Annotated in this window: 12 protein-coding genes; 7 read left to right on the forward strand and 5 right to left on the reverse strand. The window is 38.9% G+C overall.

From position 1 onward, the window contains the following. Positions 1–7: 7 nt before the first annotated feature. Complete coding sequence (locus tag AN393_RS05060) at positions 8–850, reverse strand: pirin family protein (protein ID WP_055014182.1); 843 nt, start codon at positions 848–850, stop codon at positions 8–10. 345 nt (positions 851–1195) lie between these two features. On the opposite strand from AN393_RS05060, the gene AN393_RS05065 reads away from it, so the two are divergent. Next, positions 1196–4216, forward strand: a complete 3021-nt coding sequence (locus AN393_RS05065; protein ID WP_082422670.1) for an EAL domain-containing protein — start codon at positions 1196–1198, stop codon at positions 4214–4216. Positions 4217–4289: 73 nt separating this feature from the next. Continuing rightward, entirely contained in the window at positions 4290–5180 is an 891-nt protein-coding gene (locus tag AN393_RS05070; RefSeq protein ID WP_055017505.1) for a LysR family transcriptional regulator, read from the forward strand. On the opposite strand, the gene AN393_RS05075 is transcribed toward AN393_RS05070, so the two are convergent. Then, positions 5177–6139, reverse strand: a complete 963-nt coding sequence (locus tag AN393_RS05075; protein WP_055014185.1) for a YihY/virulence factor BrkB family protein — start codon at positions 6137–6139, stop codon at positions 5177–5179. The genes AN393_RS05070 and AN393_RS05075 overlap by 4 nt on opposite strands. A gap of 130 nt (positions 6140–6269) precedes the next feature. Between AN393_RS05075 and AN393_RS05080 the strand changes: the two genes are divergently transcribed. From AN393_RS05080 to AN393_RS05100, 5 genes are all read left to right on the forward strand, one after another. Further along, positions 6270–7340, forward strand: a complete 1071-nt coding sequence (locus AN393_RS05080; protein WP_055014278.1) for a mechanosensitive ion channel family protein — start codon at positions 6270–6272, stop codon at positions 7338–7340. Between the two features lie 526 nt (positions 7341–7866). Then, entirely contained in the window at positions 7867–9138 is a 1272-nt protein-coding gene (locus tag AN393_RS05085) for a dicarboxylate/amino acid:cation symporter (protein ID WP_055017506.1), read from the forward strand. Positions 9139–9171: 33 nt separating this feature from the next. Continuing rightward, positions 9172–10233, forward strand: a complete 1062-nt coding sequence (locus AN393_RS05090; RefSeq protein WP_055017507.1) for a putative porin — start codon at positions 9172–9174, stop codon at positions 10231–10233. A gap of 335 nt (positions 10234–10568) precedes the next feature. After that, on the forward strand, positions 10569–12275 hold the full coding sequence (locus AN393_RS05095) for a transporter substrate-binding domain-containing protein (RefSeq protein ID WP_161804163.1): 1707 nt from the start codon (positions 10569–10571) through the stop codon (positions 12273–12275). Further along, positions 12272–13684 (forward strand): sigma-54 dependent transcriptional regulator, encoded by a 1413-nt coding sequence (locus AN393_RS05100; RefSeq protein ID WP_055017509.1) that lies wholly within the window; start codon positions 12272–12274, stop codon positions 13682–13684. Before AN393_RS05095 ends, AN393_RS05100 begins: the two co-directional genes overlap by 4 nt. Before the next feature lie 285 nt (positions 13685–13969). Here AN393_RS05100 and AN393_RS05105 read toward each other — a convergent pair whose 3' ends face one another. The 3 genes from AN393_RS05105 to AN393_RS05115 are packed head-to-tail and all read right to left on the reverse strand — an operon-like array spanning position 13970 to position 17773. Beyond that, a complete protein-coding gene (locus AN393_RS05105; RefSeq protein ID WP_055017510.1) occupies positions 13970–14869 on the reverse strand; it encodes a hypothetical protein in 900 nt (299 codons plus the stop codon). Then, positions 14866–16620, reverse strand: a complete 1755-nt coding sequence (locus AN393_RS05110) for a hypothetical protein (protein ID WP_055017511.1) — start codon at positions 16618–16620, stop codon at positions 14866–14868. Before AN393_RS05110 ends, AN393_RS05105 begins: the two co-directional genes overlap by 4 nt. Then, positions 16613–17773, reverse strand: coding sequence for a metallophosphoesterase (locus AN393_RS05115; protein ID WP_055017512.1), 1161 nt, complete (start codon positions 17771–17773; stop codon positions 16613–16615). Before AN393_RS05115 ends, AN393_RS05110 begins: the two co-directional genes overlap by 8 nt. Positions 17774–17818 lie beyond the last annotated feature (45 nt).

Raw genomic sequence — 17818 nt, forward strand, 5'->3', positions numbered from 1 at the left:
TTAACGATTAAATGGTGCCAAATTCACCGTTTTGATAATCACGCACCGCTTGTTTAATTTCCTCTTGCGTGGTCATTACAAACGGGCCCATATGTGCAATAGGCTGCTCAAGCGGGTTACCCGCTAAAATAAGTATTCCCGCGCCTTTTTTTGAAGAAACGTCAATGTCACTGTTTTCATTTAATATAAGTAACTTGCCAGCATTAAAGGTTTGCCCATCACCCGAAATAAGCTCGCCTGTATGAACATAAATCATTACTTTACGCTGTTTAAGCCTTGCTAACTGTATGCGTGTATTAATAGGGAGAGTAACATTAGCCAGTGCGGCATTGGCCGCTAAGCTTTGCAAACTCGACGTTAGCGTGTAATTGTCAAACTGCCAACTCCCCGCAAGTGCAGTAAAGATAACGCCTTGCTTGTTAGTTACTACAGGAGCTGGATTTTGTGTTGTGTCTTGATAGCGTGGCGCACGCATTTTTTCGTCGCTGGGCATATTGATCCAAACTTGAAAGCCATGCAGCCCCTCTTTTGTATCTGCCAATGGCATTTCACTGTGCATAACGCCTCTACCTGTACTCATCCACTGTACATCGCCAGAGCGGATCGCTTTTTTATTGCCCATTTGATCTTGGTGCTCAAAACCACCTTTAATAATGTATGTAAAAGTTTCTATGCCACGATGAGGGTGCGGGGGAAAACCACCAATATAGTCACTTTCATTATTAGACTTTAGCTCATCAATCATCAAAAAGGGGTCGAGATATTTGCCATCAAAACCAGGTATTCGGCTGATATTTACGCCATCCCCATCTTGTGTTGCATAAGCTGTTAACACTTTTGCTATATTCATATTTAAAATACTGTAGTAGATTAATTAATGAGCTTATTAAAACATTGATAAAACCAGACAACCATGTCTTTAAATCGAGTAAATCGTTCTAATTTTTAGAAGCCACCTTGATAATGGCGATAATTCGGTTATGTTGCATAATAGGCTTAATGATTAAAAGCTCAGGCTTGGGCTGATTTATAATAACTTTTTAATACAACCCTATATTTTGTATGGTTATTTTCAGCTTTTATGTCTACAATCATTTTTTAGGAACATAAAGTCCAAGGAGATCTTATCTTTACTTCATCGCTTAAAAGCCAGCTCTATAGATTACTTATCCTGCTTAGCATTCCGGGCGCTGCAGTGACGGTATTTACGCTATGGTATGAGCGTGATGCTGCTATAGAAAAAAGTGAAGAAAGAATAGTAAATATAGCTAAGCAATTGACACAGCATCAAAAAACGATGGTTGATGATGTTAAACGGGTGACTATTTATTTAGCCGATAAAACGGCAAAAAGTAACACGCTCCCTAAGACCTGCCCTAGCTACTTTTATGAAATAAAAGCCCTGTATAAAAATATTGCAAATATAGGTATTGTTGATAAAAACGGCGACCTTCAGTGTGTAACAAATGGGCGTAGTAAGAATATTAATATTAGCGATCGTACTTATTTTCAAAATGCTATTAATAATAAAAGCTTTTCGGTGGGGTATTTTCAATACGACCGGAGTATTCAAGCGCAAAGTGTCAATTTTGCCTACCCGATTATAGACTCTAATAACCAACTAAAAGGCACACTAGTTACTGTTATAGCATTGAACTGGTGGAACATAGTACTAAGCGAAGCTAAATTACCTAACAACGCTAAAGCTGTTATTGCCGACTCTAACGGCTTAATACTCGCCAATTACCCTAATCAACCACGTGATTTAGGCCAAAAAATTACCGATGTAGATTTACTTCATGCTAAAAGCTCATTAACCGTATTTAAAAATGCAAAAGGCGAAAACCAAATTTTTCATCGCTCAGTTATATATGAAGACGGGCATGGTAATAATTTAGACATTCATATTGCTGTTTCAGTTGAGGATTTTATTAATAAGGTTAATGAAAGCTTTGCTAAAACTATTTTTGCATTTTTATTGGCTATTGCCTTATTAGTATTACTTGCTAGGCGTTTAATTAAACAAAGTATATTTAAACCTATCGCTAATTTAACTAAAGCCACTGATGAGCTTGCAGATGGTGCTATGCCTAAACATATTAAAAAGCCCAATAGCCCAGAATTAAAAGCACTTTACGACCGTTTTGCTGTTATGGCGCAGACCCGACTATCTGCAGAGGCAAAATTAAAAAACAAGCACAACGAATTAATGAGCTTATTAAATGCTTTACCCGATACCTACATACGTATAAACACCCAAGGTGAAGTACTTTATATTGGCGGGCATATTAGCCCTGTGCTAAGCGTTGACCCTAGCTCCGCGCTTAAATTAGCTGATGTACTGCCTAAGGCCAGTGCCGAGCTATTACTTTCTCATTTAGGGAGTTTGCAGAGCTCGCAAACACTCGAGCTTTCATTAAGTAAAAAATCTAAAGAGCACTTTTTCGAAGCAAGAATTAATACCCTTACTAATAATGAATACATTATTGTGCTTAGAGATATTAGCCAAAAAAAGGTCAACGAAAAAGCACTTCATTTAGCGTCGCTTGTATACAGTAATAGCAGTGAAGGGATGATGATTACAGACCCTGATGGCGTTATTTATGATGTAAACCCTGCGTTTTGCGAAACAACTCAATACAGCAAAGAAGAAGCAATTGGTAAAACCAGTCGCATTTTAGCGTCGGGTAAACATTCAAAAGCATTTTATGAAAAAATGTGGGAAGAGCTCAGGGAAACAGGCCGTTGGCAGGGTGAGATAATTAATCGCAAAAAGAATGGCGACACCTATACCGAATTTCTGATCATAGATACCGTTTACGACGATAAAAACATGCCTACTCGCCGGGTGGCTATATTTACCGACCTAACAGAAAAAAAACAAGCCGATGAAACCATATGGCGAAAAACTCACTTTGATCACTTAACCGACCTACCTAATAGGTTAGAGCTTAAAGAGCGTTTAAATAAACGCTTTGAAAATGTAACTGATGAAACGTGCGAACTTGTCGTGATGTTGCTCGATATTGATCACTTTAAAGATATTAACGACACGTTAGGCCATCATTATGGTGATAATCTACTTAAATTAGTTTCTCAGCGGATAATTCAAGCAGCAGTAAACGCTAGCTTTGTTGCGCGTATTGGCGGGGACGAGTTTGTAATTGTTTACGATCAAGTTAAAAGCGCTCGCCATATAAACCAAATTGCCAGCAATGTATTGCAAAGTCTTTCATCAAGCATACAGCTTGAAGACGAAGAGCTGTTTATCAGCGCCAGTATGGGTATTGCATGCGCACCTAACGATGGCCAAAGCACAGAGCTGCTATTAAAAGCTGCCGACCAAGCCATGTATAAGGCTAAAAATAACGGCCGTAACGGGTTTGAATTTTTCTCAAAAGATATGCGTATTCACGCACAAGCGCGTATGCAGCTTTTAAAAGATTTACGCTCCGCCATAGAGCTTGAACAATTTGAGCTATTTTATCAGCCTATTGTGGCCTTAAATGATTTACACATTCACAAAGCCGAAGGGCTTATTCGCTGGCACCACCCTAAAAAGGGGTTAGTCTCGCCGGCGACATTTATACCGCTTGCAGAGGAAACTAGGCAAATAAATGCGCTGGGTCAATTTGTATTTACTCAAGCAATACACACCCTAAAAGAAATAGACACCACTATGGGTGAGCAATTTCAAATTAGTATCAATGTTTCGCCTGTGCAGCTATCGACAACCGACAGCGGAATTGATGATTGGTGCGATATGCTAAAGGCTGCAAAACTGCCCGCTTCTTCCATAGTAGCTGAGATCACAGAAGGCCTTATGGTCAACCCAGAGCCACTCACACAAAGTCGCTTAAAAACACTAGTGCAATCAGGAATGCAACTGGCTCTAGATGACTTTGGTACTGGCTATTCATCACTTGCTTACCTGCAAGAAATGGATACCGATTACCTAAAAATAGATAAACGCTTTGTTGACAATATAAAAGCAGGAAGCCAAGAGCTTGCTTTATGTGAAGCCATAATTGTAATGGCCCACCAGCTTGGTCTTAAAGTTATTGCCGAAGGAATTGAAACGCAGCAACAAATGCAACTACTGTTAAAGGCAGGATGCGACTACGGACAAGGTTATTTATTTTCAAAGCCCGTGCCTAAAAAAGAGTTTATGTCATTGCTGATCAGCAAAAAAATGGTAATTGCCAATAATAAATAAGCCATTACGCAATAAATAGTGTATCTACACGGTCAGGTTATTTAATTAATAGTAAGTAGTAACAAGGTTTAAAATGGCAAAGGCAACACTCGAGCAATGGAGAATGTTTAAAGCTGTTGTAGAACATGGTGGATTTGCTGGTGCTAGCACCGCAGTATTTAAAAGCCAATCAACCGTGCACCATGCAGTACAAAAGTTAGAATCTGCATTACAAGTAAAGTTGCTTGAAGTAAAAGGCCGTAAAGCGTATTTAACCGATAACGGTAAGCTTATATTACGCCGCGCCGAGTTTTTAATAGACGAAGCCAGTAAAATAGAGTCGGTTGCCGCAACGTTGAGCGAAGGCATTGAAAGCACATTAAAAATAGCGGTAGATGAAGTGTTTCCGCAGCATTTATTGTATCAAGCGCTACGCCATATTAATGAGCAATACCCACTGGTAAAAATAGAATTAATAGAGAGCGTACTTAACGGCGCAAACGAATTACTTACAAATGCAGTGGTCGACCTAGCTATAACCTCTATTGCGCTTTATGGTATTAATTGCCATAGCCTGTGCGATATAGAATTTATTGCTGTTGCGCACCCTGACCACCCCTTACATCAGCGCACTGAGCCTCTAACCTTCAGAGAGCTTAAATTACACAGGCAAATAGTTGTTCGCGATTCAGCCACTCTCACCAGCCACGACGATGGCTGGCTTGGCGCTGATATGCGCTGGACAGTAAGCCACTTACGTAACTCTATCGATATGGTTAGCCAAAACTTTGGTTATGCGTGGTTGCCTAGTGCGCAGATTCAACCCTACCTTAAAAACAATACACTTAAGCCCCTTAATTTAGAGCAAGGAACAACCCGCTCCCTAAAGCTTTACTTAATGTGCAACGACAGTGACCGTTTAGGTCCTGTTGGCCAAGCATTTACTCAGCATTTAATAAGCTTGTGTAATAACAAACACAACTAAGAGTTTGTTGGTTCATCTACATCAAGGTGATCAGCTACATAGGCGCCGCGTTTACCGCGCTCTTTAGCGGGGCCTTTGGTACTATCTTTCGCTGTTTGTTGTTCGGTTGCCGCATTGATTACCGCCCCAAGCGTAATAATATAGGCACTTATATAAAGCCACATTAGCATAATCACTACCCCACCTAACGAACCATAGGTTTCGTTGTAGCTTGCAAAGTGAGAGACATAAAACGAAAAACCAATTGAGGCTAAAATCCATAATACAGTCGCAATACAAGAGCCAAGAGTGATCCACCGCCATTTAGCGGGTTTTCTGTGTGGTGCATAGCGATACAAAAGCACCAATGCAAAGTTAAACATAAAGGCGAGCAATGGCCACGATATTAACTTTATTAGTAAGTCTATACTTTCTTTTAAGCCTACCAAATTAAGTACTATGGGCAAAATACCTATAATTAGCAAAGCAAAAATAGCCACTAAAATAGCCCCTACCGAAAATAAAAAACGCACAACTTGAGCATGAAAAAATGAGCGTTTTTCATATTCATGATAACTAATATTACACGCCGTAATCAGCGCCTGACTGCCTTTGGAGCTACTCCATATAGTTAGAATAAGTGTACCAATTGCACTTAAGCTTAAACTGGCGTTAGAGGTTTGAGCTAAGCTCGATACCTGCGATAAAATTAAATCGCTGGTGCTTTGTGGTAATAAGGTAACTATTTTACTCAAGTGTTCACTAATATCGGTGGGCGATGAAAAGTACGCATACACAGAAACCATGGCAGCAATAGCAGGAAAAATGGCAAGCAAGGCATAAAATGCAACGCCCGCTGCAACCAAGGATAAATTATCTTGGCTCATTTGCTTAAAAATGCGTTTAGCTATGTCCCACCAACCGACAACTGGAATGTGTACTGGTTGCTCGGCATGTTGTCCTCGTTTTGCTTTGCTCATCATCTACTCCTTTTTAGCCTATTATTGAGCAAAAAGTCTGCCAAGCTGCACGCTTAACATTGGTACTAAAATTGCTGATTGTAAGATTATTACAAATTTTAGGTAAATCCCCATGAACAGCCCTATAACCATGCTAATTGCACTGAACACCACGGCTGTTAATGCCTTAAACACCGAACAAAACGTGCTAAGTTGGCAGTATTTATATAGCCAATGCTTGCAATTACTTCACGCAACAGCGCAAATATTACCCACTCTTTTATTAGGTTTTATTCTTTTAACTCTTAGCTACTTTGTTGCAAGTCCATTGTCTAAGCTATTAGTAAAGCCACTTCATTATATGACCGACAGTAAACTTGTACACCTTGTGGCCAAACGCGGTATTAGTATTTTAATTTTATTACTGGGTGTGTATTTATTTTTACGTTTAGCAGGGCTGACCGAATTTGCTATTGCCATTATGAGCGGTACCGGGTTAATAGGCTTAATATTAGGCTTTGCCTTTAGAGACATAGCAGAGAACTTTATTGCTAGTTTACTATTGAGCGTACAGCGGCCATTTAAAATAGACGATGTAATAGAGGTAGATGGCCGCTTAGGGGTGGTTAAAAAGGTCACAGCCCGCGCAACCACCTTAGTTGATTACGATGGCAACCATATACAAATACCTAATGCCACGGTTTACAAAAATACCATTAAAAACCTAACAGCAAATCCAAAAATGCGTGCAAAGGTGGTGATTGGTATAGGTTACGATAACGATATTCGTTATTGCCAAACACTCGCACTTGAAATCGCTAACAAGCAAACGGGTGTGCTTAGTGAGCCACCAGCCCAAGTACTGATTAACAATTTAGGCAGTTCAACAATTAACTTTAATCTATTTTTTTGGGTTAACAGCGAACAGCATAGCCCTTTAAAAGTGGCCTCGCAGTTAATGCGTGAGCTTGTAACCGAGTTTACTAATCAAAGCATTAGCATGCCTGATGATGCACGTGAGCGTATTTTACTCAGTACACCTGATGAGAGTGATACACAAAAGCCCACCAGCAAAACTGAGCAGCCTTCAACTGCTCAGCAAACCACTAAACAGCTGCAACAACAAAATGAAACCCTTGATGATGTAAGTAGCGATACCGACGAAATTCGCGACCAAGCTGAAAAGTCGCGCGATCCTGAACAGGGTAAAAATATTATCTAAGTTCAAGGTACAAGAAAAAATACAGCCATAAATAGTCTATTTACAACTTAATAATGTTTTAAACTCTTTCAAAATGAGAAATATGATTAATTAATGCAGGGAGTATAACTTTTGTTATATCAATAACAAAAGTTATACAACAATCAACCCCTTGATTTTAAACGAGTTATTTATAAACCATCATTTAAGCCGCCTTTAACCCGCCTTTCATTATTAATAATTATTCAAAAAGTTATATTAACAAACCACCAACTTAAAACAATAAAATCAATAACATTCAATACGTTATTAACAAAACAGTGCTTGGCATTATTAATGCAATAACAATAATCTAACAACTTTAGAGCTTAATTATGCACGTGTACAAACACCCCCTATCTAAAAAGGCTAACGAGCGCTTACCCATATCATTGCAAGCCCCTTGTATGACCTGTGCACGTGCCTGTGCGGTAAGCGTATACGCGTTGACGTCCTAAGCAAAAGTTAAATAGCTCCCACTAAAATTATAAATAATTGGAATAACATTATGACCAGTACAACAAGTATTAATAACAACGAGCCTAAAAAAATGGCGCTCTGGCTAAAAATACTCATAGGTATGATAGCGGGTATTATTGCCGGCATGCTGCTTGGCAATAATGCTGAATATATAAAACCCCTTGGCCAGCTATTTATTAGCGCCATAAAAATGTTAATTGTTCCTCTTATATTTTGCTCATTAATTGTTGGCGTTACCTCAATGAAAGACACCACCAAAATGGGTCGTATTGGTGTTAAATCAATCGTATTTTATTTAGCCACCACCGCCGTAGCTATTTCGATTGGTTTAGGCCTTGGGCTGTTGTTTGAACCTGGCGCAGGCTTAAATATGGTTGCAACCACTGTGGCTGATGCTAAACCTAGCCCTACCCTAGTAGACACCATTGTCGGTTTAGTACCTAAAAACCCTGTAGGCTCACTCGCTTCAGGTAATATATTACAAATTATTGTGTTTGCGTTGAGCTTAGGCATTGCTTTAAACCTAATTGGTGAAAAAGGCGAACCCGCTAGCAAAATGTTTGAAAGCCTAGCCGATGCAATGTACAAGTTAACTGAGCTTGTAATGAAGCTAGCGCCATACGGTGTATTTGCATTAATGGCGTGGGTATCTGGCAAATACGGTCTGGATGTATTACTACCACTTATAAAGGTAATTGGCTTAGTGTACCTAGGCTGCATTATTCACGTTTTAGTGTTGGGGGGCGGCTTTGTAGGCCTACTAGGTAAGCTTAATCCACAGCGTTTTTATAAAGGTATTATTGAAGCGCAAATAATTGCTTTTACTACCACAAGTAGCTCAGGTACTTTACCTGCCAGCATTAAATGCGCCACCCAAAACTTAGGTGTATCGCGTACTGTATCAAGCTTTGTACTGCCAGTAGGCGCCACTATTAACATGGATGGCACCGCTTTATACCAAGGTGTGTTAGCGCTGTTTATTGCCCAAGCCTTTGGTATTGACCTCACCACAACAGATTACTTAACCATTATTGCTACAGCCACTTTAGCCTCTGTGGGCACCGCCGGTGTACCCGGCGCTGGCCTTATTATGCTTTCACTTGTACTAACTACCGTTGGCTTACCTCTTGAAGGCATTGCAATAGTTGCCGGTATTGACCGAATTTTAGATATGGCGCGCACCACCATAAATGTAACAGGCGACTTAATGGTTACTTTATTAATTGGCAAAAGCGAAGGCGAGCTTAACGAAACCCTTTACAACCAAAACAACACAGCGGCTCAACCCGCTAAGCAATAACCCTCGTTTTAGTAATTTTATAGAGAACAAACCATGACTAGTAAACTGATATATTTACCCGTTGCACTAGGTGTTATTGCCTTAGCTAAACCTGCTCATGCAGATATTACAATTGAAGGTTTAAATGGCCTTGAAGCCGTTAAGCTATTTGGCGATATGCGTATGCGTTTTGAGCGCACCGAAGGCGATACAATTGACTCAACAAGCCGCGCTCGTTTGCGTGCCCGTTTTGGCATTAAATACGCGGCGACCGAAAACTGGTCAGCACAAATGCGCTTTAGAACAACCTCAAGCCAGCACGATTCAACCCACCAAACCTTTGGCATCACCGATACCAGCGATAACGATGACTTTGGATTAGACCGCGCCTTTATGAAATACACAGGCCTTAGTAACACCCAAGTATATATTGGTAAAGCGGCCCCCGTTTATATGCACTCATCAGAGCTACTTTTTCGTGACGATATAGCGCTCGAAGGTGTACAAGCTAATTGGAGTAACAACACCTTTAGCGTTAATGCAGGGCATATTATTCTTGAAGAAAACGTTGATAATGGTGAAGGCAAGCGCGATGCCAGCTGGCAACAGCTGCAAGGTGTATACGCTACTGAATTTAATAACGTAAAAGTGAAAGCAGGTATCGGCGGCATTTTTGTAAGTGCCTCCGATACGGCCTACGCCAGTGCTGAATCAGGCCTTGATGATGACCAGGCGGGTAATGTAATGACCTACAACCTTGATGTACGTTATGGCCCAGTGCGCTTTGCAACTGATTACTACACCAGTGAAGCCGACACTGAAAACACCGCCTATACCGTACACGCACGCTATCAAATAAATAAAGAGTTTGGCCTGCGATTTTATGTGCTACGTACCGAAGCCTATGCATTACCGATGAACGGCGCGTTTACGCAAACCAATACGCCGGGCTCGTACACCAATATTAAAGGCACACGCGTACAACTAGATTATAAAATTGCAGATAACTTAAATGCCGATTTAAGGTGGTACAGCGTGGATAATATTAATAACGATTTACCTACAAACAACAATGGCCGCGATCGCATTCAAGTAAATCTAAACATGAAGTTTTAAGCGCTCTCTCCCAACCAAATAAAAGCGATTTAATAGCTGTTATTAAATCGCTTTTATTTTTAGCAGTAAAAAGACATAACCTACCTAGTTAGCATCAAAACTCATGGATAACTTATTTTTAGTTACCTTATAATGCAAATAAATAAGACCTAAAATCATGCCAAATTCGTTAGTACCTAATTTATATAAAATTAAAATACAGACTATAGTCCCTCTCCGCCAAATAAAAATAACCATTTTGCAGCTGTAAAAGGAACATACACACCATTTTTTTGTATTGCTTACACAATTAACTAACGGACCTAACACAACTAAAAATGCAGAGGTTTACACACTTGCTCAACAAACAAAACGCTTGGTTTTATGTACTAAAAATAGCGCTACTAAGCCTGATGGCGATCAATAGCGTAAGCAGTTTAGCGCAGGCTAATTTAACTGAGCCTAAACAAATTATAGTGGGCGGCGATTTTAACTACCCACCCTATGAGTTTATTAACGAAGATGGCGAGCTTACAGGCTATAACGTAGAGCTTAGCCAAGAAATAGCGGCGGTAATGGGGCTTAATATAAAAATAAAGCTGATGCCTTGGGCCGAAATAAGAGCTGAGTTTGACCGCGGAAATGTAGATATTTTGCAAGGCATGGCCGCCACACCCGAGCGCACCGACCTATATAACTTTAGCCCGCATACCTTTGTGAACCACTCTATTTTTGCGCGTGACAATAGCCCTAAAATTACCAATTACACAGAGCTTGAAGGCTTTCGAGTGATTGTTCAAAATAATGGCTCAGCCTTTGATATGCTAAAAGACTCTGGCCTAAAAATAACACTAATACCCGTTGAAACGCACGCCGATGCTCTGCGCTTGCTTGCCTCTGGGCGCTATGATTTTGCTGTAGTTTCAAACTTACCTGGTTTGTATTTAAGTAAAAAACTAGGGCTATCAAACATTACGGCTATTTCTAGCCTAGAAAGAAACAGGCTTTATGGTTATGCCACTAAAACCGCAGATGAAGCATTGTTATCGCAATTTACTCAAGGTTTAGCTATTTTAAAAAATACCGGTCGCCAGCAAGAAATTTACGACAAATGGTTTGGCCCGTTAAACGTGTCGCCGTGGTCAAAAGCTGGGGTAATCGCAGGTATATGTGTAGTAGTGCTGCTACTCATTAGTATCGTGGTGATAATATGGAACAAAGCACTGCGTAAAAAAGTAGAAAGCCGTACCAAAGCGCTACAAGCGCAGCAGTTACAGCTACTTCATGCAGATAAAATGGCCTCCTTAGGGGTGTTGGTTTCGGGAGTGGCCCATGAAATTAATAACCCGTGTAGCATTTTAACTTTGAATTTTCCGTTTATAAAAGAAGCCTTTGAAGATGCAACAGACATACTCGATGAGCACCAAGCACGCCAAGGCGACTTTCTTATTGCGGGTGTAAGCTACCCACGTTTTAAACAAATGTTGCCAGAAATTTTAGACGATATGCACATCGCCAGTAACAAAGTAAAAGGCATAGTAGAAGATTTAAAAAGCTTTGCGGTAAAAGGTGAAACATCACACGAAAAAACAGAGCAATTAGATTTAAACTTACTAACAAACCGATCTATTCGCTTAGTTACAAACCAAATTAAAAACGCTACAAACCACTTAGAGGTTAACCTAGCCAATTCGCTACCTTTGTTTAAAGGCAGCGGCAGTCGCATCGAACAGGTAATCGTTAATTTGATTTTAAATGCTTGCCAAGCGCTTGAAGATAAATCGCAAAAAATCATTATCACCAGCTATTTCCATACTAAATACAATCACGTTGTGCTGAGCATTGAAGATCAAGGTGTAGGTATTGATCAACAGCACTTAATTAAGCTTACCGATCCGTTTTATACCACCAAACGGCAATCGGGTGGCACCGGTTTAGGGCTGTCTGTATCAGCGGGGATCGTGGCGGATCACCAAGGCCAACTCACCTTCAAATCAACGCTCGGTAAAGGCACAAAAGTAAAGCTTTCACTACCCTTATTACAACACGAGAGTGAACTATGAATACTAATTTATACCCTAGTTTTGAGGTCCTTATTTGTGATGACGACAACAGCTTTCTACGAAGCATATCGTTTGCAATAGAGCGCTACTGCGGCATTAACAACATTGTACAATGTAACGATAGCCGCGATGTAATAGCCAAACTAAACCAAGGAAATATTCGTGTTGTATTGCTTGATTTAAACATGCCACATATCAGTGGTGATGAGCTTATAGCGCAAATTACCGAGCTTTTTCCACACATTTCGGTGGTGATCATCAGTGGCATTAATCAAGTAGAAGCCGCTGTAAAATGTATAAAATTAGGCGCTTATGGTTACCATGTAAAAACAGAAGATCCCGAACGCCTAAGTAATAGCATAATGCAGGTGGTGCGTTTTCAAGAGCTAAACTTAGAAAACCAAGCCATGCGTGGCTACCTACTAGAAAATCAAACAAGCCTGGATCCTGCGTTTTCTAAAATTATTAGTGTGGATCATCAAATGCATTCGGTGTTTAATTACATCCAATCTATATCAAACAGCCAGCAGCCTATTTTAATTACCGGCGAAAGTGGCGTAGGCAAAGAGCTCATAGCCAGAGCAATTCACGAAACCAGCGGTTGCAGTGGTGAGCTTGTGTGTGTAAACGTAGCCGGCCTTGATGATAACTTGTTTTCGGATACCTTATTTGGCCACAAAAAAGGCGCGTTTACAGGCGCAGAGCAAGCCCGTAAAGGGATGATAGAACGTGCATCAGGCGGGATATTATTTCTTGATGAAATTGGCGATTTAAACCTCGCCTCACAAGTAAAGTTATTAAGGCTTTTGCAAGAAGGCGAATATTACCCAGTAGGCAGCGATACACCAAAACGCATTAATGCGCGCATTATTGCAGCCACTCACCAAAACTTACTCACTAAAAAAGAAAATGGCGAATTTAGAAACGACTTATACTACCGTTTAAAAATTCATCATGTGAATATTCCACCACTTAGGGAGCGCAAACAAGACATCCCTTTACTGCTAGAGCATTTTTTAACGCTAGCTGCGCAAGAATTTAATAAACCGGTGGCAAGTATTCCAAAAGAACTATTAATTTTACTCGAAAACTATACATTCCCTGGCAATATCAGAGAGCTGCGCGCTATGGCATTTGACGCAATGAGCACCCACCAATCAGGGGACTTATCGATGAAAGCCTTTGAAAGTGTGCGCAGCGCCGTGCCCACAATAGATATGCATGCCCAGCTTTCAAAACCACTGTTTGAGTCGTCATCTACCTTACCTACACTAAAACAAGCGGCAGAGTTATTAGTCGCAGAGGCAATGAAGCGCGCTAACTCAAACCAATCATTAGCAGCCCAGTTGCTTGGTATATCGCAACCAGCACTCAGTAAGCGACTTAAAAAAGGCCAGCCAGAACCTTAAAAAACAACACAATACTTAATCAAATTTTAGGCACAAAAAAGCCCGCAGCGTTAACTGCGGGCTGTTTTGTTGAATGAGTGAGTTAGCCATATAAGTCAACAGGGATATTCAATACAAAACCTGAAAAATCAATACGTTAAAGTTTTTAGTGAGGGAAAAGATACAGACTTTGGCACACTATTTATGCACGTTTATAGATTAAACTTAGGTGTGCTCCATAGAAAGCCTTGATTTACCATTACCAACTAACGTTAATATGTATTAACACTACTTAATCAATTACGACTATAGAGTTATTGTTTGAAGTATTTCTCTATCCGCAACTCGATCCATAGGCTCTTCGGAATGTAATGAAGAAACACGCCACACACTTACATCAGGATATAGCTCTAAACCAATAATCAATGATACTGCTGACAAAATTTTTGGCCCCAATGGAACAATGATAACTCTTGAGGTTTCAGCCAAAGATAAAACCAAAGACTTCAAGTCAATATAAGTGTCATATGGGCTATAAACATTATAAGAGTATGTATTCTCAGAAGGGGTTGAGTTTAATAAAGATAGATTATTGGCTTTTACATCCTCTTCAAACTCAACATTCAAACTCTTAGGTATAAAGGAATATGCACTATCTGGTTCTAGATAATTATAAATTCCAAGCGCTTTAGATTGCTCATACCCAAGCCCAAAGATAGCTGAAGTAGAATAAGATAAATTACCAAGCCCACCTGATAACTCTTCAATCAATGGCCCTACTTTTTTCACTGGCTGCATATCACTTGGTGGGCAAACGTATTTGGATGCAATATAGCAAATTGTTATATTTATCTTTGGTTTTAAGTTTTTTATTAAAAAGTTTAGAACTAATGCTAATCTATGTCGTGTCATAACAGTTATATCTATCATAACATTTGCACTTTCAAGTTGATTTAGTTCATCAACTTTTCCTATGAGAAACTCAGTAATATCCGAGCACTGTTCCTCTATGATTTCAGCGCTTTCAAAAGCTTTTTTATTTTTTTGATAGTAAAGTACATGTTGATTGGACTTGTAACCTAACACAACTATTTTTGTCGAGACAGCCTTATATTTTTCATAGGCAAAAGTGGAGCGGCTTTCATAGCCTAAACCAAAAATAGCCAAATCAAAGTGCTCATTCATTGCATTTTTTAATAACCTCATACATTCAACTCCATTTGTGTGATTTTACTGTCTAAGATATTAAAAACTTTTAATCTTTTATGATTCAATATTGTTACCAAATCAACTGGAGGCTGTAGATTCATCAGAAGTCTATATTCAGGTGAAAATATATAAGATAATCTACACCTTGCACCTCTCAAGTTATTGATATCTTGAAAAGCATCTATTTCATTCTTTTCTATCACTAGAGCACCTGCATTTAATGCTAATCCTATTGCATCCATGTAGTTCTCATTGTAATCATTTTTGAATGTAATACTTCCTTTTGGACTTGGAGAAAATCCCCCTCCATGTATTTGTTGATGAAAGTATTGAGCTATCTCTTGTATTACATCATAAAGTGACCTCACTCCAGACTCATCAGACTCTACTGCAATTGTATTTAACAATGCTTTAAATGATTGATAGTATTCGTTAATGCACTCTATTTGCTTATGGCTCTTAACGATCCCCTCTGATTTAGCTATTGATGCAAAAATACTCATAACACCTATAAGCATCCTTGGGTTGTAATCCAATATATTGCAAATATTTAAAAAGCCGGTGTAATAATTTGAGGGTCGCTTTCTTCGTGCGCGGTGATAATTTCTTAAATGAACATTAAACTGAATACGACGTACCACATCTTTTTCAGTACTGCGAAGAGATGAGTACTTTTTTCCTAAGACTTTTTGTGATTTTAAGTAATCTGAAAAACTATCATCATTAGACGCTAACTCTTCAAACTCTTTATCCCTGTCTATATCGAAACCTTCAAAGTACTCTTCAATTGGTTTAAGTAAATTTTCCTGCTTGAATATATAATTGCTTAGCGCTTTAGCAAACTCAACGCCATCATCTCTAACACCGCTTAAGTTTATGAAAGACAGATCCTGCTTATGCATACTGCTAAATGAGTCTTCCGTTATTGAAACATCTTTGTGATAAGGTGAAAGAGCTAATTTTAATATAATATTTTGAGGACCACCTCTCATGTTATTAAGCAAAGGCTGAACAAAACTATCCGGAGCTAGCTCAAGCTCATCAAACAATAGTGCCCACTTTTCGTTCAGTTCCCCAAAATATTGATTTACTATACTGATACTTGCATCCATCAGCGAAATTAATTCAGACTCAACAAATATAGGGGCTAAGTTTTTTGAAACTGGGCCACTTAAAGATGAAATATACGACGAAACTTCAAGCTTCTTCATCGTGAGAGCTATAGATAATCCCCTTAATGATGGGATTTTAACCTCAACACACCATAGGTCTGCTAAATAACCAACTAACTCACTTTCAACTTCTTTTGATAATTCTATTTTTTTATAGTCACATGAACCTTTATTTTTTAATGCTCTGTATACTAAAGAGCACGAAAAGCATTCTAAAACATGATATGTAAATGCTGAGTTGAGCAACTTTAGAACTAAGTTATTTGCTTTATAAATCTTAGATAAACGATCAAATTGTGCCTTCCAAAACCTATCTGTAGGGATAAAAACTCCGGAAAAATCAACCTTTGAACGGTACTCATTTGATTGTTCACTTTCCCATATATTTAGTGCTTCAGCCTCACACATTCTTAACAGAGTGGTTTTACCGCTTCCTCTTGGACCAACCATAACAGTATGATTAGGAGAAATTAACCGATCAAAATGGCTATTTGGAATGAAACTATCACACAAGCTTTGCTTAGAAGTCGATTTAGCATTAAATGATTTATTAAAAGAATGAATTTGATTAAGCATTTTTTGAGACCTCAAATAAAAGATTATCAGATAACTCAACTTCAAATTCATTATTTAGCTTAATGATAAGTTGATCATATTGAGTAGGCGTTAAATGTTGCAATACATCATTAACCTCAATTAGATCATCTGAATTTAAGTATGTTGTCCCTTCAAGTAAAGTGTTAAGCTTTTCAATAACTTCTTTAGGCCGTACATCAGAGCCAAAGCCTCCTTTATGTGGTAAATTCTTAGACTTTGATGGGTGCCAATTGTTTTTTATATCCCAAGAATGGGCTTCAAAAGTACCAATCAGTCTTTCATCTTCACTTGTTTTTTCTAAATTGATATCTAATACATAAAACTGATTTGTAGTTCTTTCAGAGATTTCAGGATAAAGCCTTGCACTAAAACTTCCAGCAGAGAAAATAAGTGGCGGGTTATAGCCAGCGCTGGAGGCAGAAAACAAACTTGCAAAATGTTTGTGTCCATGAATAATTAACCATGGAGATGAAGTAGCTTGTTCTATGCTAGAAATAAGAAGCTGGCCACCATCCATCACTTCAAAGTCTGAACCATAATCAACCTCTTCCCTCTTTACTGGATGGTGATGACATAAAAGTATATTAAATGCTTTCTCTTCAAATTTATCACTTTTTATGTAATCTACGATTTGGCTCACTGTTTCCTGCGCAACTCGACCATGTTTAAATTCATCATTAAACCCATGATAAGCACTTGAATTTAAGAAAATACAATTAAAGTTATCATATGAAATATGACCCCACCCCCACGCCCAAAAATGGGTATTAAACTCATACTCATTACTAGGAAATGGAGGTGCACAGAACTTAACTTGATGTAGAGGTGAAATTTCAATTCCTGGTCTTGACTGTAAATCATGATTACCTGGAACACATAATAACCCGTTAATTTCGAGCTGTGATTGAACCTCTTTTAGAAAGCCCCAACCGTTTTTAAAGGAGTCTGCACACCCGTGGTTAGATATGTCTCCAGGACATACTAAAAAATCTGGATATAAATTTATAGATTTGCAATATTCTATGAATCTTGTTCCGAATTCATTTTCTACCCCATCAAACACTAATCTAGAATGTTCTTGCTCAGAGCTTTTAGGACATGCATGTAAATCTGATATTATAAGAAACTTCACTGTAAAAAATCATTCCTATCTAAAAGAGTATTTTGTTCACATACT

Origin of the sequence: Pseudoalteromonas sp. P1-25, from assembly GCF_001401805.1 — a bacterium.
Taxonomy (GTDB): Bacteria; Pseudomonadota; Gammaproteobacteria; order Enterobacterales; family Alteromonadaceae; genus Pseudoalteromonas.

Coding starts and splice junctions, on each gene's coding strand:
- AN393_RS05060 (WP_055014182.1), bottom strand. CDS start 850: ATGAATATAGCAAAAGTGTTAACAGCTTATGCAACACAAGATGGGGAT.
- AN393_RS05070 (WP_055017505.1), top strand. CDS start 4,290: ATGGCAAAGGCAACACTCGAGCAATGGAGAATGTTTAAAGCTGTTGTA.
- AN393_RS05075 (WP_055014185.1), bottom strand. CDS start 6,139: ATGAGCAAAGCAAAACGAGGACAACATGCCGAGCAACCAGTACACATT.
- AN393_RS05080 (WP_055014278.1), top strand. CDS start 6,270: ATGCTAATTGCACTGAACACCACGGCTGTTAATGCCTTAAACACCGAA.
- AN393_RS05085 (WP_055017506.1), top strand. CDS start 7,867: ATGACCAGTACAACAAGTATTAATAACAACGAGCCTAAAAAAATGGCG.
- AN393_RS05090 (WP_055017507.1), top strand. CDS start 9,172: ATGACTAGTAAACTGATATATTTACCCGTTGCACTAGGTGTTATTGCC.
- AN393_RS05100 (WP_055017509.1), top strand. CDS start 12,272: ATGAATACTAATTTATACCCTAGTTTTGAGGTCCTTATTTGTGATGAC.
- AN393_RS05105 (WP_055017510.1), bottom strand. CDS start 14,869: ATGAGGTTATTAAAAAATGCAATGAATGAGCACTTTGATTTGGCTATT.
- AN393_RS05110 (WP_055017511.1), bottom strand. CDS start 16,620: ATGCTTAATCAAATTCATTCTTTTAATAAATCATTTAATGCTAAATCG.